Genomic DNA, 26,959 nt, shown 5'->3' on the forward strand with positions numbered 1-26,959 from the left:
TGAGAATCGCTTTTTGGCACGTCTGTTCTTGCAATTGATCAACGAAGAATTTCAATATATACAAGTGGAAGCTGTTGAGAGAAACTCTGATTTTGCAGAATTTATTGCAGTTGACCAAGCGGGAACACGAAGATACTATCAATGCAAAGCAAGTAATGGAGATTCTGACTATTGGAGGATTTCGGATCTGCGGTCCTATGATATTTTCTCCAATGCCCAAAAAATTGTAGAAGCTGATACGAAAAATGAATATATCTTTATTTCTCCGCTTGGGTATGACGGCTTGGATTCACTCTGTGACCGAGCCAGAACCAGCTCATCTACAGAAGACTTTGTGAAGTATCAGCTAACAAAACGCTATCAAGCTTACTTCAATTCAATTGCTGAGGATCTCGAACTGGATGTGAGTGCTTCGGACGATTGTGCCAAACTGGTACAAATCTTAGCTCGTTGCCGCTTTGAAACATATGGCCGCAGTCGTGAAGAAAAAGAGGATTTAGAAGCACGAATCGGGTATATGTTTTTTGGTCCTGCAAAAACGGTTCGTATCTTGTTGGAACAATATGCCAATGATGATCGACAATATGGAGTTAAGATAACAGCGCACGATCTTATGGAGTACCTGAAAAAACAAAAGATATCATTGCGTGATATACGCCGGGATGAACGGGTACTTCTACAGATCCAGACGCTCAATGATGTGCGGTGGGGATACTTCTTACCCATAAATGGTGTTCTGCTGCATCGACGCGCCACCGAACAATTGATTCAGGAGTTTGAAGCGGGGAGCTCCTTAATTCTTCATGGACGAGCAGGTGCAGGAAAAAGTGGCTGCGCAGAAGAATTCATCCAGTATTTGAAAAAGAAAGAAATTTTGTATCTCGCTATTAAACTGGATAAAGAAATCCCCCAAAAATCGGCAGATGACTATGGAAAAGAGTTAGGGCTTCCGCAGTCACCGGTATATTGTCTGAATGCTTTCGCACCACAAAAGCCGTGCGTTTTGATCCTCGACCAGCTGGACTCTTTGCGATGGACGAGCACGCATTCAGCAAGCGCCTTGGATGTCTGTAAGGAGATGATTCGTCAGGCAGAGGAAATCAACAAAAACCACGGGGGACAGATTTCCATCCTTATGGTATCCAGAACCTTTGATTTGGAGACAGATCCAGGACTTCAGTCATTATTCGAGCAGCCAAAAGAGAAAGAAACCATAAAATGGTCGAAGATACAAGTTGGCTTGCTGTCGGATGACGAAGTTCAAAATATTGTCGGACAACCCTATGTGCATATGCCGATGAAACTCAAAAAGACACTGCAGATCCCTTCTTCATTACTTGTCTGGTCGCACTTGAAAAGTGATGATAAACGGAATGCTGTGACATCTTCCTTCCAGCTGATGGAGGAATGGTGGTCTCAGATCCTGAATAATTGCCAGCAAATGTCTTTGGATCATCAGCGTGTTTGTAGCTGTAAAGATAAAATCGTATCCCTCATGGACCGTCAGGGAAGACTTGCCTTGCCCAGAACCATCTTTAATGATGATAAGAACATCATAGAAGCCTTTGTATCCAATGGCCTGCTTGTAATCAATCGTACAAGTGTTGCCTTTACACATCAGAGTTTCTTGGACTATTTTCTCGCCCAAAAAGTGATTGAGAAACTATATGAAGGAGCAAACCTGGTTGACTTGTATCGGCCAGTAAAACAGCAATTGCCTGCTCTGCGGTATCGCTTTTTGATGGTATTACAAACATTATTGGATTCGGACCCCGATGCCTTTGTGGAACAGGCAAAAAACATTCTGGAATGTGATGATATTCATTACTATTTCAAATGTGCTGTTTTTGAAATTATTGGTCAATGGGATGGAGAAATTGAACCTGGTATTTTTGCTTTGGTGAGGCAATATCAAAATGTCTCACAGTGGAAACAGTTCATTTTCCGTACGGTATATCTGGGGCATCTCAACTTTATTCAGCACTACTTTGACGGGTGTGAGCAAGCGTGGCTGGATAAGGATGGTATGCAATTATTGCAGTCGATTAGTGATTCAGCACCAGACTTTGTATTTGCGTGTGTGCAGCCATATGCCTTCCGGTCACAGGAAACTGACCAAAAAATTCTTTCGATTTTATCCCGGGATGTAGCAAGCGATACAGACGAAGTGTTTGCACTTCGCTTGGAGATTCTCAAAAAATATCCGCAAGAATTTAAACATTCGACAGTATTCTGGAAACCGTCCCATCTTCCCATCAAACGGTTATTAGAACTGATGGAGGGAGTCCTAGAAGCAGAAGAACTCTGGGAAAGCGAAAACATTTATTTTGGCGATGACAGGGATTGCACGAAAATTGTGCAGAAAAATTACTCTGAAATCGTAAAAACATTATTTCCGTACATTTGTTCCATCACGCAAAAACTTAAGTGTCCCGGACCATACCACCAAACTGTATGGGAAAACAGACCTTGGGAAAGGCATGAGTATCCACATTATACTGCACGGAAGCTTGTAGAGTTTGTAAAAACAGCATTGGAAGAGTATGTACGACAGAAACCACAAGAAGCGTTTGACACGATTGTTTATCCCCAGGAGTCCCCTTCCATTGTTGGTCATGAGCTGGTTATGCATGTGGCCTCTCTATTACCAGATGCTTTTGCCACAAAAGTGTTGCAATGGCTGCTGAAAGATTTCCGGAACAGAATTTTTGTCTATACTTTTGATGAAAAGGACTATCTTTCCTACACAAAGAAAATCATCTCTAAATTTTCAAAATCCTGTGATGAGCAAACGCTGAAACTGTTGGAGGAGACGATTTACAAATGGAATGACGATCCAGCTAAGGTGATAGAAAAATACAGAGAACGGATGCAAGTCAATCGTGAAATCCAATATGCGCCGGTCTATTATGCTTACTGGGGACATCTGCAAAAAGAGTTGCTGCCTGCAATAGATGGAAAACGCTTATCACAAAAGGCCCGAGATTTACTGCTGGTTGTGCAACGAAACGATTGGATTTGTGCCCCTTTTTATCATGCAGGAAGCTGGAGCGAAGACGGGGGAAGAGTGGTATCTCCGATTGAAAGACAGGCAGAATATCTATCTGATAAGAAATGGCTGCAAATCATATCTACGCCGGTAGATAAGATGAAACCGTTTAAGGATAGGCAAAACCGAAAAGGAGAGTATGTAGAGACGTCACCTTCTATGTTTGCATCTTCGCTGCAAGTGTGTGTGAAAAAATACCCAAATCGGTTTGCAACTCTGGCCCTTTCCTTTCCCCAAAATTGCTATTCGGGTTATGTTTCTACCGTGTTTTATGGGCTTGCAGAAGCTGAAAATGCTGAAATGACAATAGACAGAACTACAGTCTGCCAGCTGATCGAAAAGTATCTTCGGAATAAAGATGTCAATATTGTTTGGGGAATTCTTCACCTCATCAGGCAAACTGCTGAAGCGGATTGGCCAGAAAGCATTCTGCAAATCGTTATATGGTTGGCTCGTAATCACCCAAACCCGGAGGGAAACGCATACGTTGTCCATTCTAAAGACGATCCAAAAAATAAAACCGTAGATACAATAAAAAACAGTTCTTTCAATTGTGTAAGAGGTGAAGCTCTATTTACCTTGGCGGATCTTGTTGGCAAACATCTCGAGTGGCTATATAAGGTTAGAGAGACTGTGACGGATGCAGCCAATGATGTAAACGATTCGGTGCGATTCGCACTTCCGCCATTGGTCTCGATGTTTTATGAGAAGGAACCAGCGTTTGCACGGTCCGTTCTCCAAAAGCTGCTGGCAAAAGACATCAGGGTTATTGCTTCACGCGGAGCATGGTATTTGATAAGGCGCGACTTTTTAAATGAGCCTGCGTACTATCGAAATCTTCTGGAAACAGGCTGCCAATCGGAAGTGGATGACCTTGCAGAGTGTGCGGCCGGTCAGTTGTGCGCCTTAGTGCTGCTTTTCAATGATATTGAATCATTGAATTGGTTGCAAACTCATCAATTATCGCATAAACAGCTGGAGAATATCTGTGGAAATGCTATATACTGCTTCCGGGAGGAATCGTCTCGAAAACTTAGCGAAACAATTCTTCGGTATTGTATTCAAGCAACAACGGAGAAGCTTACAGCACTCCATCGCTTATTCTACGATGCGCGGATTGACTTGGAACGTGATAAAGAATTCGTCTTATTCCTTATGTCATCCAATCAAGGGGCAGAACTAAGTCATGCATTTTTAGAATATTTGAATGCTTCGTCGTTGCGAGGAAAGGAATACGCCGTGTATCTCCGAGCCATTGCATCCGTTCAGCAAGACAATTCAGACTGGTATTTCTTGGATGCACCAAAGTTTGTTGATTCAGTGCTTCGATTGTTGGACGACAACAAAAGTGACGACGAAATTGTCAAGATGGCACTTACCATTTGGGATGAGTTATACGAAAAAAGTTTTTCCAATGTCCAACAGTTGAGTGAGATGCTCAATAATCTGGAATGAAAAATAGCTAAAGTGCGCTCTATTTGCCCCCAAAACTGACCCCAAAACGTATGGGACGCTGTGGTACGGAGTGAGAAAATTTTGTGCATATGAGACAAATTCTATCTAAGAGACTGGGACAAAAATGTATCAAATGACACGGAAAAACACAAAAAATAACGTAGCTACGTCTGGCTCATAACCCGGAGGTCGCAGGTTCAAGTCCTGCCCCCGCAACCACCAAGACCCGGTCTGAAAAGACCGGGTCTTTTCTTGTGTCAAAACGCGGCAAAAATGCGAATGATTTTTATATAATTCGCCGATGCTGCGTATAATATTTTCCTCTGCTTCGACAAAAAAGACCGGCGGAGCCCCTGTGTTTTCGGGTGGCTTGCCGGTCTTTTTTGCACCGTGGATGCTGTCTGGGCCGGGCTTTTTCCCCTTGGTCCGCAGGCAGTTTGTCCGTTTTTGGCCCCGGGGAAAGCGGACAATGCCGCTTGCAAACGGCCCACCCGCCGGTAAATTTTGCAGGAACACTTCGCAAAATTTACCGGCGGGGAGAAAAAATGCGCAACACAAGGAGACCGAAAAAGCGTACTCCACAAAACCATCGCTCATAAAGTGCCGGAGGCCTGGGGAGGACGGCAACGCAATCACAGGTGGTTTATCGATACAAGTGGCAGCGCTTATGAAACATAACGCTGTGCGAGATGGTTCTTGGAATGGTATGATACGCGGCGGCTTCTCGGCAAATATTCGCGAGCAAAGGTCTTCTGCTCATCAAGCCCCTGCCGCTGGATGTGCAAACATTCTTTGGGCAGTTGGAACAGGGTAAAGCAAAGAGTGACACCAAATGCGTTTGGTGTCACTCTTTTCATGCGTATTCAGGTGTGGTTCGTAAAGTAATGGCGTTACACAAGGGGAAATTTCGTGAGTGTTCCAATCGCATAAAGGGGCAAATTGATCAGCCAATCTTCCCTTTTGAAATCCGCCATCGAAGTACGGACACATACGTCCGGCGAAAACTTTTCCCGATATGTTTTCAGACTTTTGGCTCTGCGGTTTACTTCTGCCTTTACTTCTACAGGAATAACTTGTTCACCAGTATCTATAATGAAATCAACCTCGCAGGAGCCTCGGTCATTGGTATAGTAATACACCCCGAGATCCTCGATGGTTTTAAGCTGCTGGCAAACGTACTGCTCCGTCAAAGCGCCTTTAAACTCCACAAAAAGATCGTTGCCATCAAGCAGCGTGCGCTGGCGGAGCCCTGCCATGCAGCTGAGCAAACCGACATCCAGCACAAACAGCTTGAAAGCTTTCAGATCTTCATAGGCTTTCAGAGGAAGGCCGGCTCCATTGACGCGGTTGATTTTGTGAACGAGCCCGCAGTCGGAAAGCCACATGATGGCCGTTTCGTATTCTTTGGCGCGAGCACCCTCACGGACAAGGCCGTAAATGAATTTCTTGTTTTCCTTTGCAAGCTGCGAGGGGATGCTGTTCCACAGCATTCGGATTTTAGGGACAATTTCATTGGGGGCATGTTTGGAAAAGTCTTGCTCATAGGCAGCCAGAATCCGCTTTTGAATAACACGGACTTCATTAAAATCTTTGTCCTCCGCAAAGCTTTGTACAGCTTCAGGCATACCGCCGACGAAGTAATATTGCTTCAGGGCGTCAATGTATGTTTGCTTGAAGTTCGTAATCATTTCAAAATCTTGTTTGTCAAGCAAGTCTGCAAAACGCTCTTTATCGGTTGCCATCAAAAACTCTTTGAAAGAAAGAGGATAGAGTTTTAGAAAGCTGACTTTTCCCACGGGAAAGGAAGTCCCTTCATGCAAGGCGATACCAAGCAGCGAACCTGCGCAGACAATGTGATATTGCGGAGCATTTTCATAGAAATACTTGAGCGAAGCCAGCGCTCTTGGAACTTCCTGCACTTCATCAAAAATCAACAGGGTGTTGTCCGGGTCTATTTTACGGCCTGCATACAACTCCAGGCCCATAATCAGGCGGTCTGTGTTCAAATCGGAGGCAAACAAGTCTGCCATTCTCGAATTGGAGTCAAAATTGATATAAACAGTGTCGCTGTAGGCTTGCTGACCGAATTCTTTCATAAGCCAGGTCTTGCCGACCTGTCGTGCCCCTTCTATGATCAGCGGTTTGCGGCGTTTGCTCTCTTTCCATTTGAGCAGCTTTTTCATAGCAATTCGATACATGGAAGCACCTCCGTCACTATAATACGAATGTATTATAGCATGAGAAAACAAAAATTACAACGAACTTTTGGCAGATAAACGCACTTTTATCAATAAATAATGTATGCGCTTTCGGGCGCCCCGCCGTTTTTGCAGGAAATACCTCGCAAAATTTACCGGCGGCCAAAAGACCCTTGAGATGCAGGGGGCCTAAAAACGTACTTTCCTGATTTCAGCCAGAAAGAAAAAGCCGGCCGGCGCTGTTCATTGTGAACGGCGCCGCCTGGCTGCATTATGATATGCTGGATCTTTATAACCGAAATGGGACGCGGCAGACCGATACGCTTTGAGAAATTCTTCGAGGTATGGTTATTCGACAGATTTCTCTTCGCGGGGCGTATCGAGATATTCAATCAGATCTCCCGGTTGGCAGTGCAGGATGCTGCAGATTTTCCCGAGGGTGTCGGTGGTGACAGGCTTGTCATGGCGTATTCTTTGCAGAGTTTGCGCATCAATTCCTTCGTTGGCCAAACGGTAGAAGGAAATATGGTTCTCTTTCATAAATTCCCGCATCGGACGAAACGAGATCGGCACTGCATCACCCCCGTTTTTGATTATTATAGGGGGCTTGCCACTTTCCATTATAGTGATTATAATCATTATAATGGAGGAATAAAAGTGATTGTTACGTTTTGCGGTCATTCGCAGATTTCGCAGTGCCAGGCAGTGGAAAGATGGCTATATGGTGTGACGCAGGAATTGATTACGCGAGGCGCCACAACCTTTTATCTGGGCGGTTATGGTGCCTTTGACAACCTGGCGGCATCTGTCTTGCGGAGACAAAAGATGCAGTATCCCCAGATCGAATTGGTTCTTGTCATGGCCTATCTCAACGACAGGAGAGACGCTTCCGGTTACGACAGGACCATTTACCCGCCGCTGGAAACCGTGCCGCCCCGTTTTGCGATTTCTCGCAGGAACCGATGGATGGTCCAGTCTTCCGACATCGTGGTGGCCTATGTCCACCATGACTGGGGCGGGGCGGCTGCAACACTTCGGTGCGCCATACAGAAAAAGAAGCAGATACTTTCCTATTGCGATGAAGTGATCCCCTGACACAGCCTGCAGGTCGCCCCCCAGGAAGCACATCAAATTTATTTTTGAAAGTCCCGGTTATGGCCCGCCCCGGATGCTATAATGAAAACAATGAGAAAATAATCCCGGGAGACCGACTCGGAAGGGGCGTCTCTCCGGGACAGGAAACAGAAAGACAGGAGGCATGCTGTCATGACAAATTTACCATCCACCGAAACGATGGAACGCATCTCCCGCCAGGAACTGGCAGACAATCTGGACGCCGTGCTGGACCGCGTGCTCCGGGAGAACATCGGTCTGGTCATCACCGATGAGGGCAAGGATGATCTCGTCCTCTGCCCGTCCTCCTGGCTGGATCCGTTCCACACGGAGAACTTCGGGTCGGTGATCAACTGTGCGCTCCGCTACGCCATGCACGCCGAAGACAAGGAGAGTGAGGCGGTCGTCCGCTATCTCCGTCATCGCTGCGGGATATTGGATGAAAAGACGCTGTCGGTGGCGGTGGCGGACCTGGACAGGGAGCTGAAACAGCCGTCGCCGTCACTCAAGAACCCGCAGGGCTGGCAGGAACTGCAGGGAATGTTCCGAAAACAGCTGGCCGTGCTGCGGGAGGATTCCTCGGAGAATGCGGTACAGCAGGATCCCGTTGCAAATCACGATGAACCGTAGTATTCTGGTAAAAAGACCCCGGGAGGATACCCCATGAAATTGAAACAATGGGTGCAGGACTGGTTTGCCGCCTGGCAAGCGTCCCATGCCGGTTCCTACAGGACCGCACAGTCCTATCAGGGGCTGCTGCAGAATACGATCCTGCCCCGCCTGGGACGATATGAGCTGACAGAACTGACGCCCCCGCGGCTGAAGCGCTTTTTTGCCGGTCTGCCCGGCGGAAAGGCCAAAAATACCTACAAGCTGCTGCGTACCATCCTCCAGCAAGGGGTGACGGCGGGGCTGCTGGCAGAAAATCCCTGTACGCCGGAGATTTTGGGTGAGGAGGCCCTCGCCAGACGAAAAGCCGGACCTCAACGGGAACAGCCCGTCTTTACCCGAGCAGAACAGGAGAAGCTGCTGGCTGTCTGCGAGGAGGAGTTGTGGGGCAACCTGATCCGTTTTGCCTTTTCCACGGGACTTCCCCAGGGGGAATTGCTGGCCCTGCGGGAGGAGGATGTGGACCTGGCCGCCAGCCGGCTGACTGTGCGCAACCGGGTCGCCCGCATTGCCGACGAACAGAGTAAGGAGCACAAAACCAGGCTGGCGCTGCTGCCCATCCAGCCCTATTCTGTCCCGCTGCCGGCCGCCTGCAAAAGGATCGTGGAATCGCAGCTTCGCGCGCTGCGTACCCTGCAGGCGGTGGATGCCCGCTGCAATCCCGACCATCTGCTGTTTGCCACGCCGGACGGACGCCCGGTGGAAGCCAACGTGCTGCGGGAACATCTGGCCCTGCTGGAGAGACGGGCGGGCGTGCCTTGTCTGACTTTCTCGGCCATCCGGGAGACCGCCATCCGCCAGGCACTGGAGGACGGCGGAACCGACGCTGAAGTGATGGAGCGGTTACATTGCAAGGACCGGCAGGCCTTTTTGCGCAGATATCGTCAGAAGTAAACCGAACAAACCATGAATCAAAACACGCGCTTTCCGTTAAGGAAAGCGCGTGTTTTTTTGTTGCCGGACTTGACGATTGCTGCAAAGTACTTACGATGAAAATGAAAAGGCCACTGTAGCGGCCGGAAAGGCGATGTCAAGTGTTACGGCGGCAAAAAGTGCCGTTTTTTGATTGACATAACAACAAAAGTACCTATCGTAATATCCAGGCCGGAGAAAAATCCCCCCGTTATACGCTGACGAGGGAGCCGTCAATCCTTTTTGCCGTGTCACCTCCGCCTTTTGAAGTTGCACCAAAAACAAAAGTAAATATCATTTTTCTTGTAAAACGATGAACGATTTCCCCAAAGATCAAGGAGCATTACGATATGAGCCAACGCAAGAATGCAAAAGCAATTCCCTTTCAATGGAAAGCGATATTGTGCGACGCAACAGGATATTACAAAAAGTCCCCCAAATGCTTTGTGGTAGAGGTTCATACTGAGAACCCGGCGGGTGGCAGGCGTTTGCAAAGCGAACACAATTCTACACTCAAAGGCCGGGAAGAAATTGCTGACTTCCTCGCATCGGAAGAAAGTGTATCTGTCAAAGAAAATCTTTACAAAAAATACGCGGAGCAGCAGGTGAAAACCTTTCCGGGCGATACAGTGCAGCGCAGCGCCGAGGACGCCTATACCCTTCTGGAAGCAACCGGGGAATTTCAGCGCTATCTTGCCAGGGAGATCGGAAAGGACAGAAAAAATCCCGCCAACACGAAGGACACACTGGACCGGGATTTGCTGGACAAGTATCTGTCCTTTTATGGGGACAGACCGCTGTGCCGGATTGACAAAGGGGTGCGCAAAACCGTGGAGCAGGACCTGGCTGCCCAGGATCCCCGCTTCACTAAGCGCCAGATGCAGCGGTGCCGTCATCGCCTGGAATGGATGCAGTGGTATGCGGCGGACCACGGATGGATGAACATGCCGAAACGGCGGGGCAGAAAGCGGTACGATGCCCAGGGGCAGAAGCGCAGCAAGCTGGGAAATCAGAGCCTTTCCCATGAGGAGTTCAGCAGGCTGCTGGAACAGGCAAAACAGAATGCGTTACAGAATGGCCTTGCCGTGGGTGTGTTGCTGGTGCTGCTGGAAGGCTTTTCGCCGGAAGAAGCCTGCAGTTTGCAGTATGGGGATTATGTACGGCTGCCGGGTTCGGCGTATTACAGCCTGAAGGTTTTGCGGCCTTACCTGGAAAAGGCGGACAACGTCCTGCAGTTTGGCAGGGAAAAGGTATATCCGTACAGGTTGCGCTATGTACCGGTTTGTCAGCCCCTTCAGGAAATTCTGCAGCGCCGGGCGGAATGGGCGCGGGAGAAGGGCGGAAGGAGCTTTCTCAAGATGCCCATCGTCTGCAGCAAAGCAGAATGGAAAACGGCTTGCAGGCCGGAAGAGCTGCAGAGGTACAGTAAATCTTTGCTGAAACAGGCAGGGTTTGCGGCGGGGACCTACAAAAAGACCGATGAAAAATCTGATCACCAGGAAGAAAAGACCATCGGGGCCACCGTCAGGGTGTTGCACCGTACCTTCGACGAAATGGTGAAAGGGTGGCTCCGGGCGGGAGAAAAAGACCACCTGCAGGGGTGGGCGCCCAAGACGGTCATGGATAAAGTCTACCGGGATTACCAGAGCGTCTGGTATCAGGAATGTATCGGAAGAAAACTGGATGAAGCCATTCGGTGCTATCAGAAAGGAGCGTGATATACATGGACGAGGTCACAAAACAATGGAGCCTGTGCGGCAGGCAGGTGGATTGCACCTACCTGCAGAAAGCGGTGCCGGACGACAAGGTTCGGATCACCGGCAGCTGGAGCTGCGGCCGGTATGAAAACCTGAAAATCCGCAGCACCGTGAAAAAGGAAACCGACGTAGAACAGTATCTGAAGAGACAGATCGAAAAACAGCTGATGGCGTACCTGCGCAAGGAACAGGCAGGCGTGTCGCCGGAAGCCCCGGAGAAAAGTCCCACCCTGATGGAGCTCTACCGGCAGAAATACCGGCAGTATTTCAACGAACACGACTGGCTGCCTTCCACCCGGGACAATTACGACCGGGACTACCGCCTGCGGCTGCTGTGCGGGAATCTGGAAGAAAAAGGGGCGCGGCAGATCACCGAGGAGGATATTGCCCGGCGGATGGAAGTGCTGGTAGATCAACCCCAGAAAGTCCGGCCCCAGAAGAAAAGCCGGCAGGCGGAGCGGATGAAAGCCCTTTGGATCCTGCTGTGCCGGTTTCTGGAATTTCTGGTGGAGGAGGGGGACCTGCGCTGCAGCCCCATCCCGGAACGTACCTTGAAGAAGCTGGACATTGCGAAGGAGCAGCTGCAGCCAACGGCCCGGGAACTGTATAACCGGCGGTTCGGCAAGCAGACGCTGACACGGCAGGAATGCGCCCGGCTGCTGGAGATGGTGGAACAGTCAGAAAATCCCCTGGCTCTGGCCTGTGCCCTGATGCTGCTTCAGGGCATGCGTGACGGGGAAGCCTGCGGCCTCAATTTTGATTGTCTCAAAACAACAGAAAATGGCCTGCCCTTTATCCAGGTGGAGTGCCAGGATGAAAAGGACAAAGCAAAGAAGGCAAAGCGCAGCGTTACCGACCTGCTGAAAAGCAAAAACAGCTACCGCACCCTGCCCTGCACCCCGACGGTCGTGCGTCTGATCCGCCGGCAGCAGGCGTGGATTCGACGCCGTCACCCCGAACTGACCGAAGAACAGCTGGCAGAGCTGCCGCTGCTCTGGGTGGAAACACAGAAGGGACGGCGCAATCCTGTGCCGAGGGAGCGCCGGGCCACCACCAGGGATGTGGGCAACATGGGACGGGAGATGCTGGATCAGTGTATGGAGGAGGGCACCGAAAAAATTCTGGTCAATGAGGAGGACACCGACCTGGAGGAAGGGGCCGGGTCCTGCGAAGAAAATCTCACCGCCTACGCACTGCGCCATACCTACTGCACGGGCCTGAGCATTGCCACCGACCTGACCGACGAGGAGATAGCCTACTGCATGGGTCATCAGAGCCCGACGGGCAGCCGCCTGCGGATGAATGAGGATAAACAGCGGCGTCTGTTGCTGGCCCATGAGGCCTACGAGGCAGCCTTCGCCGGTGATATGGCCCCGCCGGAACCTGTTTGCGGTGATGATGCAAAAGAGGACGCTTCCTGACTTGCGGGGAGGATAGCCTGCCCGGCAGAAAGCAGTAAAGAGAACACAGGTACCATAAAGCAACAAACTCCCCGCAGGCAGCCTGCGGGGAAAATCTTTCATACGGCGGCCGGCCCGGCGGGGGCGGCACGGAACCAGCCGCAGGCCGGGGTGATGCAATCTATCTGCCGGTGCATGGCTTCCAGCCGGGAATGCAGGTAAAAGGTCTGGGTGGTACCCACATCGGCGTGGCCCAGCATACCGCTCAACGTCAGAATGTCCATGCCGTGCTCGATGGCCCGGGTGGCAAAGGTGTGGCGCAAATCGTGAAAACGTGCGTGGGGCAGCTGCAGCGCCGTCAGCACCTCGCCGAAATAGTGGCTCAGGTTGTCCGGGTCGGTCAGCTGGTCCTGGGTGTTGTAGACAACGAACCCCTCGGGCTGCACCGGGGCGCCGAACCGGGTTTCATGGCGGCGGCACTGCATCTCCAGCAGGGCAAACACCACGGCGGGCGCCGCGATGCGCCGGGAACCGTCCCGCCCCTTGGTGGGACTGAACACCAGCTCGGTGGCGCTCTGTCCCGGTTGCCGCTGGCTGCGGGGCAGCCGCTTGACGGTCTGCCGCAGATGCAGCTCCTGCCGGGACCAGTCCACGTCCCGCCAGCGCAAAGCACAGATCTCGCCCAGACGGCAGCCGGTGTACAGCGCCAGCAGGATGCCCATATTCTGCAGGTTGCCGTCCTGGAAAAGGAACCGCTCCAACGCAGCCTGCATGGCATCGGACATGGGCTGGATGGCCTTGCGCTGCACCTTGCGGATTACCGTACCGGGCACGGGGTTGGCAGCCAGGCGTCCCTCCTGCACGGCACATTTCAGCGCCACGTCCAGCACGACCCGCATATTCTTGATGGATTTGGCGCTCAGCGGCCCGCCGGTCTTCCGATTGCCGCAGGCGGCTTCCCGGTTGAGAAACTGCTGCAGGATGCCGGTATTCAGCCCGGCCAGCGGCACGGTGCCGATGGCCGGGACGACATGCTTGTCCACAATATCCCGGTACTGGGCGTACCCGGCGGGTTTGCAGCTGGGGCGGATGTAACTTTCCAGCCAGTAGTGGAGCCAATCGGCCAGGGTGGAAATGGCGGTCATAGGGACACCTCCTGTGCGATCAGGCCAGACACTTTTCCTCGTGGGTGGCCAGCTTGATGTGGTAGGGCAGACTGGGAGAACCGTCGGGCAGAGCCGGTGGGGTGATACGATCGTTGATCAGCTCGGCCATCCAGGCCAGGTCGCTGGTGTATTTGGGGACGATCAACACGGCCTCGGTGGGCTGTACGCCGTCCAGCACCAGCCCGTCCCAGTACATCTTGAGCTGATACAGATGGAGCGGCTCCCCCTTGGTGGCTTTCAGCTCATAGATGACCCGCTTGTCGGCCCCCTCGTCCAGAACGTCGATGCGGGTGCCGGTGGGCCAGACGGTCATCTCGTCGGTCACCCGGTCCCGGGGATTCACCGCCAGCAGGGCGCTGATCCAGCGGCTCTGCAGGGCTTTCTCGGTGCAGGCCTTGGGATAGGCCAGGGGCGGGACCTGCGCCAGCAGCGAAAACAGATTCTGCCAGTCCGGGTCGTTGGGGTTCAGGTTGGTCTTGTTGTTCAGGGTACTCAGCACGCCCCGGGGCAGTTCGGGCAGCAGCACTTCGCCGACAAATTCGTTGTAGTTGTTGTGCCGTGCCAGGGGAATCCCGTTGGGACCCCGCCAGATTTCGGACAGCTGGGCGGTGGCGATGACCCGCTTGCCCAGCCGGATATCCACCCCCTGGGTGGGCTGGTTGCCCTGGTAGTAGTATTTGGCCTTGGCGCCCAGCACCAGGTGGTTCCGCTTGTCCTCGTCCAGCGCCCCGTACCGGTAGACCACCGGAATGACCTGGCCGCCCATCTCCACTTTGAAGCGGCGGACAAGGGTGCCCGCAATCGGCACCGGGATGGGCGGCACCAGCCTGGCATCGGAACCCACTGCCGCGATGATCTTGGCGGAGGGTTCCATGGTGCGGCTGTCCAGGTCGAGGAACCCGCGGTAGGCGACACCCAGGTGTTCCACCAGCCAGGAGCGCAGCGTTTCCAGGTCGGTGGCCTTGCCGCCCCGCCCCTGCACCGACTGGGCAATGGCCAGCGGAACATGGATGCAGTAAACGGTGCCGGGATGATCCCGGGGGAGGGTGAGTTCCTGCGGAAGGGTGGGTTCATCCACCTCTTCCACCGTCATCTGCGGTGTGAATGGACCCTGGACTTTCAAGTAGCTTGAAGTTCCCCGGGCGCGGGTGTACAGGGCCCAGGAGCGGTCGCCGCCGGTCAGGCTGGCCAGGGTGTTGTTGATGCCGAACCCGTGTTCGTTGAGGCGGTTGCTGCCGGTGGGCAGACTGCCCAGTTGCAGGGCATTTTCCAGCTGGGACAGGTCCATCCCGCTGCCCCAGTCAGCCACCACCAGCAGCAGTTCGTCCTTGGCGGAACCGGGGGCCAGCCCGATGAAAATCAGGGCCTTTTCCCCGGGGAGGGCGGCGGCGATGGCGTTGTCGCACAGCTCCATGACGCCCTGGTGGAAGGCCATGTTCTGTTTGGCCAGCCCGGCAAAGGTGTGCGGGGTGATGTTGATTTGAATGGAATGGAAATTCTTATGCAGTTCGTTCATGGTAAAACTCCTTTTGCGGCAGATAACATATATAACGGAAAGGCAGCAATGCTATCTGGTAGAAAAACGGGGGTCGTGCCCGTGCTCGCGCTGCAGATGGAGGGCAAGACAGCTGGTCACAGGAAAATTCAACATGAAATACCTTCTTTCTCCCGGGTGGGTTGCAATGTCCAGAGAAACCGTTCGGAGACGGGAATGATGCTTTGCAGCACAGCCTGTGCGTCGGCTTCGGACAACCGGCAGGCCCGGGCTAAATCGGTGGTGAGATACCAGTCCTTGTCCCGGTAGCGGGCCAGCAGGATGCCGTCCGAGCGGGTTACAATGAATGTTTTCGCGGCGTTTTGGCTCATGGTCAGCTCCTTTTTTCGGAAAAACAGGAAGAGAAAACAGCCGGCCATTTTCTGCGCCAGTAGCGTGGATTGCGCCCGTGGTCGCGGCTCAGATAGGGGGCGATGTTTTCCAGGCCGGTCAGCAGATAGTAAAGGGTGTGTTTCATGGGATGTGTCCTTTCTTGAAAAAATGTTGGATAAGCGGGAACAGGAACGCTGTATTTGTTCCATCTGCTATTATTATATCATACTGTCGACAGTATATCAATACATAATGACGATAGTATATAACAAATATACTGACGACATTATATGACTTTTTTGTGCAGTTTGCCTATATCTTCTTTTTGTCAAGTCTAGTACAATACAAAATAAGACTGAAAAGGGAAGGAGAATCGTGTTATGCCCTACACGGAGGCACAAAAGCGGGCGACGGCCAAGTATAATGCAAAAGCGTATGACCGCATTGAAATCAAGGTTGCGAAGGGCAGGAAAGCAGAAATCCAGGCTTTTGCGGAGAGCCGTGGGGAGAGCGTGAATGCATTTGTGACGAGACTGATTGACCAGGCCATGGAGGCCGGAGAAAACCACAAGGAATAACAAAACACTGCGGCGAAATCTGAAAGCGATTCCACCGCAGTGTTTTTGTTTATGGACAGGAAGGATTCTCTGGTGCAGTCTCAGGAACGGAGCCTCGCAGGACATCCAAAGACCCGGCCAGATTTTTGGGCAGGGCATAAATTGACGGCCGGGCGTTTTTTGCCTATACTGAAGGGGAAGCAATGCAAAGGAGGCGCGGCCGGTGAACATACCGTACATCGTGGGAATGGGCGTGGCTTACACCGCCGCCCTGGGGCTGCTGGTGCGGCGGCTGCGCCTGCCGGGGCGGGGCTATCTGCCCGAAAAAATACTGTGCAGCCTCTGCTTTGTGGCTGTGGCGGCGGTGTGCGCTACTCTGGGCAGCCGTCCCGAAGCATTCTGGCATTTGCTGCCGGCGCTGCTGTGCTGTGTGGCGGGGGATGTGATGCTGGCGCTCTACAACCACCTGCGCCGTCCGAGGTTGTTTCTGGCTGGGCTGGGGGCCTTCCTGGCCGGACACGCCCTGTTTGTGTGGGGCCTGTGCCGGCTGCAGCCCATGGGCTGGCCGCGGTGCTGGGGGCGGTTGGTGTGGCGGTGCTGTCCGCTCTGCCGGGCATGCAGACCGGGCGGATGCGCCCCTGGGTAGTACTTTATGGGGCCTTTGTCTCGGCCCTGCTGGGCAAGGGACTGCAGCTGGCCGTTGGCATGGGCCAGCCCTGGTGCTTCCTCGTGCTGGCCGGGGCGGCGCTGTTCTGGATCTCCGATCTCTTGATCCTGTTTTTGTATTTTTACCCTTCCCGGCACCCTGCCCTGCACGTGGCCAACCTTTTGACCTACTACTACGCCATGTTTTTCATCGCGGTCAGCCTTGCATTTTAAAAATGAGGTATACCAAAAGGCCGGTCAACCATTCGGTTGACCGGCCTTTTTGTTTGCCTGTCACGGCATCAGCGGTTCAGGGCCAGGAACAGGAACCCGCCGGATATAAAGAGGAGCCCCAGCCGTAGCAGTTCATGGTCTCGCGTGAACAGGGGGATAAACCAATGCTGCACGAGAAACTGCACGGGTTTCAAGTCATAGAGAAAATCGGGCCACAGGCCCAGATAGATGGTCAGCCATACAAGGTAGTAACACAGGCCCACAAGTCCCAGAACCAGCAGTACACGTCGTGCCGGGATGTTGCGGACCCGGATGTCCACCCAGAGGGAGGCCAGAGACGGGATCAGACAGCCCAGCCCCAGAACCCCCAGGGGCGGCACGGCCAGGAAATAGGCTATACTGGGATACGGAATGAAGGTCTGGGCCGCTTGACGGATGAGATAGGGCTTCAGGGTTACCTCCATAACCAGCCAGGCAATCACCACCACAGCAGAGATCGCCGTGCACACCCGATACCGCCGCTGGTAACGGGCGAAGGGGGCCTGCACCACGCCGGGACCGTAGAGCAGCTCCTGGACATCGGCGCCCAGCGCCTCCGCCAGGGCGACCAGTGTCTCGGCGTCCAGACGGTTCTTCTCGGTCTCCCAGGCGGAAACCGCCTGCCGGGTCACATGGAGCCGCTCCGCCAGTTCTTCCTGGGTCAGCCCTGCGCGCTGGCGCAGCCGCTTGCAATTCCGTCCGATCATACTGCTTCGCCTCCCGTATTTTCTGATTCCATCATACCAGGAGGGGGCGTATTTGTCACGCAATGCTTCGTTGCGGCCTGCTTTTTGCGGCAAAATCGGCCAGGAAAAAGAAGAAAATCTCTTTTTTGCCCCCGCAGCCATCAAGGCCCGGTCTCTTTTTGTGCTGCAGCGCGGCAAAACCGGGCTTTCCCTCACCAGCCCTTGGCCCGGGTAGCCTTTTTCGGCGATTTTACTTTGTTCAGCCCTTGGCCCGGATGCACAAGGGCAAAAAGCACCGCCGAACCCAGCAGGACCGCCAGCAGCGTGAGGACAGCGGACGCCGGGGAATAGTGCACGAAATCGTAGCCGACGCCGCACCGGGGGTCCACCAGGATCAGTACCGCCTTGGCCGGATAATAATTCAGCATGGCGGCTTCCATGGAGGCAAAAAATCCGTAGACGAATGCCGCCGCGGTGCAGGCATATACCCCCTCCACAAACAGGGAGGCCAGGAGGGTAAGGGGAAGCACCTCCACGAAGACCAGCAGATTGCCTGCCACGATCCGGGCCAGCCATTCGGCAAGGGCGGGCAGGGCGGCGTCGGGCAGACCCAGGGCAAAACACAGGGCGGTCCCCAGCAGGAAACTGAGGACGCTGAACCCCACCGTCATGAAAAAGAGCACCGCCAGTTTACCCAGCAGAAGCCGCCGGAGGGAGAGAGGAACGGTCTGGAGGTTTTTCAGGGTATTGTCGGTATATTCCCGGCGGGCCATACAGCCGCCGATCAGGACGATCATGGCGGGGAAAAAGTAGATGCAGTTGCTCTCCAGAAGATTGTTCATCACCAGCGGAAAGGTTTTTTGCACCCCGTCGCGGGCCAGCGCCGGGGCAAAGCCGTACAAAGCCGCCAGGATCGTCACAAGGCATCCTGCCTTGACCATGCCGTATCGTCTGAGTTTTCCGAGTTCGGCAAGCACAACATGCATTCGGTCATCACCTCGACCATTTTTTATAAAAGCGTACCAGCAAAAGGATGCAGACCCCCAAAATAAACAGAAGATAGAGGCTTACCCGCAGATAGGTGCCCAATGGCAGCGGCGTCAGCGATGCCAGGCCCAGCGCCGCCTTTCGCCATGCCAGAAGGCGGGATACGAACATGAGCCCGTTCAGCAGCGGCAGCCAGAGGGAAAGGACCTCATGGGAGGCAAAGAGGATCAGCAGAAGCCAGTTGACGACGGCATACAAAAAGGAAAGCAGCAGCGACAACAGATAGCTCTGGTTGCTGTAGATCACCAGCACCACCACCGGCAGGGAGACCGTTGCCATGGTGAGCCCCGCAAGGAGAAAGCATACCAGTTTGAACGGCACATCATAGAGGGTGCGCGGTTCCAGCACAAAGCAGAAAAGGGTGACGGCCAGCCCCGAACAGAGGGCGTAGAGTTCCGACCACAGATACAAAACACCCAGTTTGGCGAAGATCAGCTGGTTCCGGGTGACGGGGATCGCCTGCAGATTCTTGAAGGTGTCGCAGTCCCGCTCCGAAAAAAAGAGAAGGGCACCCACGCAGCCAAACAGGCAGGGCAGCAGCAACATGGCGCCGTAGGCCAGCGTATAGTTGACCAGATTGTCGTAGTAGGCATGCAATTCTGCGGTGCCCGCGGCATCCGCCAGACTGGATTTTGTAAACACTGTGAGTGCTGCCGGAAAAAGCAGGGCCAGGGAAGTCAGGAGCAGAAGGCTTTTGCTGCGTTTGAGCTTGTACAGTTCGCACCAGACCAGTTTACGCAATGCCCTCGCCTCCCGTCACCTGTTTGAAATGGTCTTCCAGGCTTTCTTCGCAGGTGCAGACTTCCGACACCTCCAGCCCGTTCTTCACAAAGGCCGTGACCATCCGGCCTGCCGGCACATCCAGATTGTACAGCCGCAGAATGTGGTCGTCCTGGATGGAGAAGGCGGTCTCCTGGAACTGCTGCTCCAGAATGGCGGCCGCCCGGGCGGTATCGGACACCGCAAAACGGATGTGCTTGCGGCTGTTCTGTTCCAGCACGGCCAGGCTCTCCTCCTCCAGCAGGACGCCGTGATCGAGAATGCCGATATCATCCGCCAGCAGGGAAATCTCCGAAAGGATGTGGCTGGAAATCAGGATCGTTTTGCCCCGCTCCTCACACAGCCTGCGGATGAAGGAACGCATTTCCGCGATGCCGATGGGGTCCAGGCCGTTGGTGGGTTCGTCCAGGATCAGCAGTTCCGGGTCGTGCATCACGGCCAGGGCGATGGCCAGCCGCTGCTTCATCCCCATGGAATACTGGGAGAAGAGTTTCTTGTCCCGGTAGGGCAGGCCCACCAGTTCCAGGGCGTCCCGGATGGCGTGCCGGTTGGGAACGCCCCGCAGCGCGGCGAAGATGCGCAGATTCTCCGTTGCCGTCAGATTGGGATAAAAACCCGGTGCTTCGATCAGGCTGCCGATCCGGGGCAGCAGCTCTTTTTCGTGCCCCGGCAAGGGGGTGCCCCACAAAAACACCTCGCCGGAAGTGGGCCGGGTAAGGCCCAGCAGCATCTTCATGGTGGTGGTTTTTCCGGCGCCGTTGCGCCCCAGCAGACCATAGATTCTACCCGGCGCAATGTGCAGATGCAGGTCCGCCACACTCTTTTGGGTGCCGTACTGTTTGGTAAGGCCTCTGGTTTCCACAATGTACCGGCTCATAGATACCCCTCCTGTTCTGTGACCCTATCGTACCACGGCAAGCTTGCCTGAACCTTGCGCGAACCTTGCGGCAACCTTGCATTTTGCGGAATTTGCCTGTATAAGACGAAGAAAGCCCTCGCCACAGAGAGCGAGAGCTTTTATCCGGCCAGGGGAAAGCGCACAAGAAAGGTGGTGCCCTTTCCCGGTGTGCTGGCGGCGGTGATGGTTCCGCCCAGTTTGCCCACAAGCTGGTGGGTGATGGCAAGACCGAGGCCGCTGCCCTTTTCGGAGCGTCCCCGGTCGCATTTGTAGAGCCGCTCAAAGATATGGGGCAGGTCCTGCTTGTCGATGCCGATGCCGTTGTCCGACACCCGGAGCTCCATCTCCCGGTTTTGCCGTGACAGCGAAATGCAAATCGCAGTGGCCCGGCTGTGGGCCACCACATTCTGTACCAGGTTATTCAGGATCCTGCCGTAGACATCGGTGTCCAGCCGCACCCGCAGAGGCCCGTCCGGGATATCCAGATCGTAGGCGATGTGCTGGTCTTCCAGCACCGGGATCCAATCGATGAGAAGATTCCGGGTCAGTTCTGCCGCCTCCACCACCTGGGGGTTCAGCACGAATTCGTCGGAATTCAGTTTGAACCAGTCAAACAGGCCGTCGATGTAGTCCTTCAGGTCGTAGGCCTTGCGGCGGGCGGTCTCGGTGTATTCCTCCTTTTCCTGGCCTGTGACAATGCCTTTGTGCACCGCGTCCAGATAGCCGATCAGGGTGGTCAGCGGCGTGCGCAGATCATGGGAAAGGCTGGTCATGAGCTGTCGGTTGGTTTCCTCCGCTTTGCGCAGGGCGGCCAGTTCTTTCTCGTAGGAGGCGACAATGTCGTTGATCTCATACACCAGGGGGGCCGTCAGTTCGCCGGGGGCGCAGAGAACGCGCCGGTTGCCGTTTCCCTGCTTGATGTCCGCCAGGATATCCATCGTTTCCCGGATTTTCTTCTTTGCCCGCCTTACGGAAAGGTAAGAGACCAGAAGGCACAGGACGGCAACCACCAGCATTGCCACAGAAAACCATACCATGGATCAGACCTCCTTGCTGAAGCGATAGCCGATGCCCTTGATCGTCTGGATGTACCGGGGCTTTCCGGGATTTTCCTCCATCTTCTTGCGCAGGCGGCTGATGATCGCCATGATATTGTTGTCGTCATAACAGTATTCTTCTCCCCACACAAGCTCGTACAGTCTTTTCTTGGTGAGGATTTTTCCCTGGTATTCTGCCAGCACCAGAAGAAGATCGAATTCCTTGGGCGGCAGGGCAAAGGTCCCCTTGACCGTCGTGATGGACCGGGTGTCCCTGTCGATCTTAAGACCCTCAAAGACAAGGGGCCGGGCGGCGTCCTCCGGCTGGTTGAACCGGGTATAGCGGCGGATGAGAGAAAGAATGCGGGCGATCAGTTCGTCCAGGTCGAAGGGCTTTGTCAGATAGTCGTCGGCCCCGGCCCGCAGACCGCGGACCTTGGAAGCGCTGTCGTCCTTGGCCGTGAACATCAGAACCGGCAGATTGCTCTCTTTCCGGATCTGCTCCAGCGTCTCGAACCCGTCGGAGCCGGGCAGCATCACGTCCAGCACCACAAGCTGGTAGGCTTTCTGCTTCAGCTGCGCCAGACCGGCGGCCCCGGTCTGGCAGCAATCCGCCTGGATATTCTCCATCAGCACGCTTCGCCTGATGAGGGCGCAAAGTTCTTTGTCATCGTCGATCACCAGAATCTGATGCATTCGGTCGTCATCCCTTTCCTGTGGGGCGGTTATCTGCCGGGTGTTTCAAAGGGAGACCCCCGGCAAAATGAACGGTTCTTACCCATAGTCTACACTCCCCTTTAGGAAAGTTTCAAGTGGCAACAGGACAAATCCGTTCTTTGCGCCGTCGTACCAGACAAAAAGAAGCGCTGCCCCGGGGCAACGCTTCTGCGTTTACTTACTGTTCGAATTCCACAAAAGATTCATAGCCATTGGTAATATCGCCATGGGCCGGGCAGCGGCTCAAGGTATAGCGCTGTCCCTGTACCCATGCTTTTCCGCAATCGGCACAAGTATACTCGGTACTGGCCAGAACCACGTTCGTCTCAAAGGAAAGCTCGTCATAGGGGCAGGTTTCGGGTTCCCGCGTCTCGCTGGTATAGGAACGCTCGCCTTCCTTCAGATTGCCGCTCCCACAGCCGGGACAGGTGATGCTGTCTTCTGCCGGTGCGGATACCTGCTGCCCGGTGCTTTGCCGGGATTGTGCGGCGGTGGTGGTCGGCTCCTGCTGCCCGGCAGACCCGCAGGCGGACAGAAGAAGAGCCGCAGCGCCCACGGCGGTAAGCAAGGGGATGGGATATCTGCCTCTCATGGTGCACTCCTTTCTTCGTCACGATAGGGGCTACTCACAGTATACCAAATCAAAGGGAAAAACGTCAAATTTTAAACGAAAAAACGTTGGATTTCAAAAGGCGGGAAGAACGGCCTTTGTGCAACTTCCCCATACAGGACAGCCTGTTTTTGTCTATAGTGATTCTTGACGGGCATTGAAATGGTTTGCTATCCTGAAAATGAGATAGTATTGCAGGAAGCAGGGTGATACCAATGCAGGAGGAAGGCGTTCACAGAAAAATTGCCTGATACAATGTGCTGCCTTGAAATGGGATACCGGCCTGTCGGTCCCGGGCCATACGGCAGACGGCAAGGCAATGACCTGAAAGGAAAAACACCATGAAACGCAGAATTTTATCGGTGCTTCTGGCGATTGCCGGAGTTGCGGTGCTGACCTTTGCCCCTGTGATTTTTGCCCGGGAGGATTCCTCTGCGGCCGGTTCCATCGAGTATACGGACACCGAGGTACAAGTCTGCTATGCATTTGAACCGACTGTTCTGGAAGACGCTTCGAAGATTGACGCAGAGCTGGTCAAACAGACGAAAGAATGCCGGATAGGGCAGCGAAACGCCTGGCCTCAAAGCTACCCTGTGGACAGTCAGCAGGAGGCGCAACAGCTTTTGGGACTGACCTTCTTCGGGAGCGAGCAGATGGAGGAGCTGGAGCAAAATCCAAACAATAAGGATAGTATCCGGGTGCAGGCATCCAGCGCGGGTACCATTACCCGCACGCAATATACCCGGTATCGCATACAGGACGGATACAGCATTGTCTTGGAGGCTGATACGGGATGGAATTGTAATCCGTATGGCTGCAAGGAGTATTCCTTCTCCTTCCCCAAGAAGGAGTACACAGCAGAAGAAACGGCCACGGTAACGCTGGACGGCAAGGAAATCCTGGTGTATTCGGTCCTGGACCGGGAAGGAATGACCGTCACACAGTGCGCCATGTTCCAGGACGTGGCAACGAACTATACGCTTTACGTGACTTCTTTCGACCAAAGTAATAAGGTAAAACAGGCCGGCGGTATCTCCGCAGATTTCCTGCCGGAACTGCTGCAAACCTTACAGAAGACGGCATAAAGGGAAAGGCGGGCTCATCCAAGGGGTGAGCTCGCCTTGTTTTGCGCCAAAATTAGAATCCCTGCTATTGCCTTTGGTACGTAAATGATAAAATAATCTGATCAATCGGCGATTTTCAAGCGCTTTCGGATTTTTTGATACAATTTGAATTGTGTCAATACTTCTTATAGGATAACGCGGCTTAAACAGAAAGCTCCCGCATAGCACACGAAGTAGGCTGTTTTTGCTTTCCACGTAAAATCTTTGATCAAAAATGCATAGACAAAAATGCTATAGCACAGCACCATCCCAATATACATCGGAACAAACTTTGGCGTCCCATCCCCCATAAACATTTCTATTACAAAGGCAATGAAGATTGGTGGAAGCATGGTCGCTATGATGTCGATTACCTCATGTGTCTCTGTATTTTTCGTCCTCTTTGATAGTTCACGGAGCAAAACATACAACAGGATGCCAATCAAGCCTCCGAAGGTATTTATGATAAGGTCGTCTATATCTGCAACTCCTGTTTTTAGGACAAACTGCGCACACTCAATCAAAAGCGTAGTCGAAAAAGACAGCGCGATTGCTTTAACCACCATAAATTTCTTTTGATAGTAGCAGTAGATAATTCCAATAGGTACGAACATTACCATATTATCAAGCATGTCCCACGAAATTGGTTTGCGGCCATATTCTAAATTCTCTCGGATGCTGTGGAATGGAAGTAGATTAACCGCATCAATATGCGTTATGGGTCCTTCTATTATGGTCATGATAATATTGAAACGTGTCACGCACATACAAATTATGATTATGAAATATAGCGCTGTCATCAGCTGAAAACCGTGTTTTCTTCTGCTTTTCATGTTCACTGCTTCTCTCTTCAGTTTATTCATCGGAAATCTGTATAAGCGTTCCCTTTTCAGATGAGCGGATGCCCGTAACGATAGGTTCCGATGAGCTTCTCCCGGTACCGTTTGCTGACACGGGCTCTTATCATTTTCCGCGCTTCTTCCCTTACATACTGTCTGTAAGGACTTTCGTGCAGCAGCGCGAGTTGCCCATGCAGGGCTTCGTCCGCCGCCCGGGTGCTCCCCTGCGCCAGCAGACAACTCATCACCATGGCGAGTTCCGGCACGTTCAGGTAGCAGGTATCCAGCAGGGAAGGAATCTGTGCCCGGGCAGTCTCCATATCGCCAGACAAGAAGGTTAATACAAATTTATCCATCGTATACCATCGGTCCGTAACGGTCTGTATTTTTTTCACTTCCTGCTCGAAGAGTGGCGACCCGGCAGCCTGCAGCGCAAACAGGCCCAGGATAAGGGCCTCCGTTTTTTCTTCTCCGCAGCCCTGGGCATCTGCCCGGCGGGCCCACAGATAAGCAGAAGGGTATCTGCCGGCCTGGTAATCCAGCAGAGCCGCGTTATAGGCGGGGACAAATGCCGGCTTTTTCAGGAAAAGTCTTTTGAAGAACATCGCGATAGACAGGCTTCGCCCGCACAGCAGTTCTTTTGCAGCCCGGCGGAAGGCTAGCGCCCCGTCCACGACGCGGAGCCCCTTCCGGGTCAGGTAGTCTTTCCCGCGCAGATACCGTATGGGCGCGGTGGCCGAAACAGGGGAGGAGGCGGAAAAAATGCCGATCGTTATAGCATGATCCGGTCTGTTGGCTTTCATGTTGAAATCACACCCTTTTTGGTGCTCATGGCGGATGACAGGTTTCCCGGCAACCGCGGCTTGCAGGGAGCACTGTGCTGCTTTTATTGTACACGCCCGCCGACTATTGGTTCAAGAGAAAAGCTGCCGGATTGTCCTTTTTTACAATCGCATGGCTGCCAAAAAAATCATGGCGTTTTTGGGCAACCTGACGGAGTACAAAGGTCCCTATCCGGCGGCCTATGCGCGGCGGCGCTATGATGAATAGAAAGGAAAAACAAGAAAAGCGTTGCCCTGCGGCAACGCTTTTGCTTTTTGTACGAAACAGAATGCTCGCTGCAATTTATACTTATCGTATAAAACAACTTGGCCCTCTCAAAATACTGTCATAAGCCGGACGGTCTCCCGGTCAAGGGATCGTGCAGAATCCTTCGGTCCAGCATTTTTCATCCACGAGGTATCTGTCAAGGTGGAAAGCCCGGGGATGCTCACAAAAACCGGGAAGTATTCGGTACAGTTCGATTGCCTGTTACGCCTTCTCTTCCGAGGAGAACACCCCCAACAGTTTTGTCTCATCGCATCCGTTGCGTAACGCATAGCTGTGCTGTAGTACGTAGACTTCCTGCGGCATACTTCTTTTCCCCTCCTTGCATTGCTGTCAGGGAAGACGAACCATCCGCCCCATGCTAGCGATCCGGCGTTGCGGAAACAGCCCTCAGCGCCAGGATGCTCTGACCGATCGGCGCTATGAGATACAGGAAATGGTTACAGTGGGCTCCCGTAAAGACAAGACATCAATGATATCATTGGCGGTTACAAACGCCAGATGGAGGATCTCGTCGGTCGTTGTGCTGCCGAAGGTTTCCCGGGAAAACCAGCTTGCATAATCGGATTCGGAAACCTTGTAGGCCAGCCAGCCCCGGAAAAAGTGCTTGCCGTGATCCGCCAATGCGGTATCAACGGTTTTCCATCGGTCGCCTTCGTCACAGCTGCGGAAAGACAGCAGCTGCTCACGATACACAAGGGTCACTTCGGTTTTCCGGCCAAGGAAAACGAGGGTAAGCCCCTCCCAGTCCTGCACCAGACTCTTTAGTTCGTAGTCGTCTGCCACCAATTCGTGGCTGTTCCATCTTTCCCATCTTTCCATTGCAATCACGCCTCTCTGTGGAATTTCTGTTGGCGGTCTGCGGGGCCCGGATATCGTTCGGGCCAGCCTTATGTGCCTCGGTACCTGCCTCAGAAGAAAGCAAATCCCTATTCCTGTTTATCTATGATATACACAAAATCCAGACCATTTCTCTTTTCTGCAACAAAGGTATCATTCGGAAAGATTTGCTCCACAGATAAAGCAAAGTCATTTGCAAATTTATCCAATTTGACAACTTTCACCAATTGGCCG

The 26,959-nt window shown here is 53.3% G+C and carries 26 protein-coding genes and 1 pseudogene; 9 read left to right on the top strand and 18 right to left on the bottom strand.

Annotated elements, in window-relative coordinates:
* Positions 1 to 13 precede the first annotated feature (13 nt).
* Positions 14 to 4,504 (top strand): hypothetical protein, encoded by a 4,491-nt coding sequence (locus H6B10_RS02165; protein WP_204649276.1) that lies wholly within the window; start codon positions 14 to 16, stop codon positions 4,502 to 4,504.
* Between the two features lie 129 nt (positions 4,505 to 4,633).
* Here the strand turns inward: H6B10_RS02165 and H6B10_RS02170 are convergent, their stop codons facing one another.
* The 3 genes from H6B10_RS02170 to H6B10_RS02180 form a co-directional block, all read right to left on the bottom strand.
* Positions 4,634 to 5,101: a hypothetical protein gene (locus H6B10_RS02170; RefSeq protein WP_204649277.1), complete on the bottom strand. Its 468-nt coding sequence runs from the start codon at positions 5,099 to 5,101 to the stop codon at positions 4,634 to 4,636.
* A 293-nt stretch (positions 5,102 to 5,394) separates the two neighbouring features.
* Positions 5,395 to 6,702 (bottom strand): ATP-binding protein, encoded by a 1,308-nt coding sequence (locus H6B10_RS02175; protein ID WP_204649278.1) that lies wholly within the window; start codon positions 6,700 to 6,702, stop codon positions 5,395 to 5,397.
* A 348-nt stretch (positions 6,703 to 7,050) separates the two neighbouring features.
* Positions 7,051 to 7,275 carry a helix-turn-helix domain-containing protein gene (locus tag H6B10_RS02180; protein WP_204649279.1) on the bottom strand — a complete coding sequence of 75 codons (225 nt, stop codon included), beginning with the start codon at positions 7,273 to 7,275 and terminating at the stop codon, positions 7,051 to 7,053.
* A gap of 84 nt (positions 7,276 to 7,359) precedes the next feature.
* Here H6B10_RS02180 and H6B10_RS02185 point away from each other — a divergent pair, with 84 nt between their 5' ends.
* From H6B10_RS02185 to H6B10_RS02205, 5 genes are all read left to right on the top strand, one after another.
* Complete coding sequence (locus H6B10_RS02185; protein ID WP_204649280.1) at positions 7,360 to 7,797, top strand: hypothetical protein; 438 nt, start codon at positions 7,360 to 7,362, stop codon at positions 7,795 to 7,797.
* 171 nt (positions 7,798 to 7,968) lie between these two features.
* The gene (locus H6B10_RS02190; protein ID WP_204649281.1) at positions 7,969 to 8,445 is read left to right on the top strand and encodes a hypothetical protein; all 477 of its coding nucleotides are present in this window, start codon (positions 7,969 to 7,971) and stop codon (positions 8,443 to 8,445) included.
* A gap of 33 nt (positions 8,446 to 8,478) precedes the next feature.
* Positions 8,479 to 9,378: a tyrosine-type recombinase/integrase gene (locus H6B10_RS02195; protein ID WP_204649282.1), complete on the top strand. Its 900-nt coding sequence runs from the start codon at positions 8,479 to 8,481 to the stop codon at positions 9,376 to 9,378.
* A gap of 623 nt (positions 9,379 to 10,001) precedes the next feature.
* Positions 10,002 to 11,114, top strand: coding sequence for a hypothetical protein (locus tag H6B10_RS02200; protein WP_204649283.1), 1,113 nt, complete (start codon positions 10,002 to 10,004; stop codon positions 11,112 to 11,114).
* A gap of 5 nt (positions 11,115 to 11,119) precedes the next feature.
* Positions 11,120 to 12,574 carry a tyrosine-type recombinase/integrase gene (locus H6B10_RS02205; RefSeq protein ID WP_204649284.1) on the top strand — a complete coding sequence of 485 codons (1,455 nt, stop codon included), beginning with the start codon at positions 11,120 to 11,122 and terminating at the stop codon, positions 12,572 to 12,574.
* A gap of 98 nt (positions 12,575 to 12,672) precedes the next feature.
* On the opposite strand, the gene H6B10_RS02210 is transcribed toward H6B10_RS02205, so the two are convergent.
* The 4 genes from H6B10_RS02210 to H6B10_RS02225 all read right to left on the bottom strand — a co-directional run bounded on the left by H6B10_RS02210 (position 12,673) and on the right by H6B10_RS02225 (position 15,731).
* Positions 12,673 to 13,698 carry a tyrosine-type recombinase/integrase gene (locus tag H6B10_RS02210; RefSeq protein ID WP_204649285.1) on the bottom strand — a complete coding sequence of 342 codons (1,026 nt, stop codon included), beginning with the start codon at positions 13,696 to 13,698 and terminating at the stop codon, positions 12,673 to 12,675.
* 19 nt (positions 13,699 to 13,717) lie between these two features.
* Positions 13,718 to 15,235, bottom strand: coding sequence for an ATP-binding protein (locus H6B10_RS02215; RefSeq protein WP_204649286.1), 1,518 nt, complete (start codon positions 15,233 to 15,235; stop codon positions 13,718 to 13,720).
* A gap of 128 nt (positions 15,236 to 15,363) precedes the next feature.
* On the bottom strand, positions 15,364 to 15,585 hold the full coding sequence (locus H6B10_RS02220) for a hypothetical protein (RefSeq protein WP_204649287.1): 222 nt from the start codon (positions 15,583 to 15,585) through the stop codon (positions 15,364 to 15,366).
* Positions 15,586 to 15,587: 2 nt separating this feature from the next.
* Complete coding sequence (locus H6B10_RS02225) at positions 15,588 to 15,731, bottom strand: hypothetical protein (RefSeq protein WP_204649288.1); 144 nt, start codon at positions 15,729 to 15,731, stop codon at positions 15,588 to 15,590.
* 235 nt (positions 15,732 to 15,966) lie between these two features.
* On the opposite strand from H6B10_RS02225, the gene H6B10_RS02230 reads away from it, so the two are divergent.
* The gene (locus tag H6B10_RS02230) at positions 15,967 to 16,164 is read left to right on the top strand and encodes a hypothetical protein (RefSeq protein WP_204649289.1); all 198 of its coding nucleotides are present in this window, start codon (positions 15,967 to 15,969) and stop codon (positions 16,162 to 16,164) included.
* A gap of 226 nt (positions 16,165 to 16,390) precedes the next feature.
* Positions 16,391 to 17,022 (top strand): annotated as a pseudogene (locus H6B10_RS17930) (lysoplasmalogenase family protein).
* Positions 17,023 to 17,090: 68 nt separating this feature from the next.
* Here H6B10_RS17930 and H6B10_RS02245 read toward each other — a convergent pair.
* From H6B10_RS02245 to H6B10_RS02275, 7 genes are all read right to left on the bottom strand, one after another.
* On the bottom strand, positions 17,091 to 17,768 hold the full coding sequence (locus tag H6B10_RS02245) for a helix-turn-helix domain-containing protein (RefSeq protein WP_204649292.1): 678 nt from the start codon (positions 17,766 to 17,768) through the stop codon (positions 17,091 to 17,093).
* 191 nt (positions 17,769 to 17,959) lie between these two features.
* Positions 17,960 to 18,733 (bottom strand): ABC transporter permease, encoded by a 774-nt coding sequence (locus H6B10_RS02250; RefSeq protein WP_204649293.1) that lies wholly within the window; start codon positions 18,731 to 18,733, stop codon positions 17,960 to 17,962.
* 7 nt (positions 18,734 to 18,740) lie between these two features.
* The gene (locus H6B10_RS02255) at positions 18,741 to 19,535 is read right to left on the bottom strand and encodes an ABC transporter permease (RefSeq protein WP_204649294.1); all 795 of its coding nucleotides are present in this window, start codon (positions 19,533 to 19,535) and stop codon (positions 18,741 to 18,743) included.
* A complete protein-coding gene (locus H6B10_RS02260) occupies positions 19,528 to 20,451 on the bottom strand; it encodes an ABC transporter ATP-binding protein (RefSeq protein ID WP_204649295.1) in 924 nt (307 codons plus the stop codon). The genes H6B10_RS02255 and H6B10_RS02260 overlap by 8 nt, the downstream gene beginning before the upstream one ends.
* Before the next feature lie 140 nt (positions 20,452 to 20,591).
* Entirely contained in the window at positions 20,592 to 21,509 is a 918-nt protein-coding gene (locus tag H6B10_RS02265) for a sensor histidine kinase (protein ID WP_204649296.1), read from the bottom strand.
* Positions 21,510 to 21,512: 3 nt separating this feature from the next.
* On the bottom strand, positions 21,513 to 22,205 hold the full coding sequence (locus H6B10_RS02270) for a response regulator transcription factor (protein ID WP_204649297.1): 693 nt from the start codon (positions 22,203 to 22,205) through the stop codon (positions 21,513 to 21,515).
* Positions 22,206 to 22,404: 199 nt separating this feature from the next.
* A complete protein-coding gene (locus tag H6B10_RS02275; RefSeq protein ID WP_204649298.1) occupies positions 22,405 to 22,818 on the bottom strand; it encodes a hypothetical protein in 414 nt (137 codons plus the stop codon).
* Positions 22,819 to 23,177: 359 nt separating this feature from the next.
* Here H6B10_RS02275 and H6B10_RS02280 point away from each other — a divergent pair, with 359 nt between their 5' ends.
* Entirely contained in the window at positions 23,178 to 23,921 is a 744-nt protein-coding gene (locus tag H6B10_RS02280) for a hypothetical protein (RefSeq protein WP_204649299.1), read from the top strand.
* A gap of 164 nt (positions 23,922 to 24,085) precedes the next feature.
* Here the strand turns inward: H6B10_RS02280 and H6B10_RS02285 are convergent, their stop codons facing one another.
* From H6B10_RS02285 to H6B10_RS02295, 4 genes are all read right to left on the bottom strand, one after another.
* Positions 24,086 to 24,772: a VanZ family protein gene (locus H6B10_RS02285; RefSeq protein WP_204649300.1), complete on the bottom strand. Its 687-nt coding sequence runs from the start codon at positions 24,770 to 24,772 to the stop codon at positions 24,086 to 24,088.
* A 56-nt stretch (positions 24,773 to 24,828) separates the two neighbouring features.
* A complete protein-coding gene (locus tag H6B10_RS02290) occupies positions 24,829 to 25,581 on the bottom strand; it encodes a hypothetical protein (protein ID WP_204649301.1) in 753 nt (250 codons plus the stop codon).
* A 508-nt stretch (positions 25,582 to 26,089) separates the two neighbouring features.
* On the bottom strand, positions 26,090 to 26,191 hold the full coding sequence (locus H6B10_RS19025; protein ID WP_430661748.1) for a DUF7336 domain-containing protein: 102 nt from the start codon (positions 26,189 to 26,191) through the stop codon (positions 26,090 to 26,092).
* 114 nt (positions 26,192 to 26,305) lie between these two features.
* Entirely contained in the window at positions 26,306 to 26,707 is a 402-nt protein-coding gene (locus tag H6B10_RS02295; protein WP_204649302.1) for a hypothetical protein, read from the bottom strand.
* Between the last annotated feature and the right edge of the window lie 252 nt (positions 26,708 to 26,959).

This window comes from Gemmiger formicilis (assembly GCF_016901605.1).
Classification (GTDB): Bacteria; Bacillota; Clostridia; order Oscillospirales; family Ruminococcaceae; genus Gemmiger; species Gemmiger formicilis_B.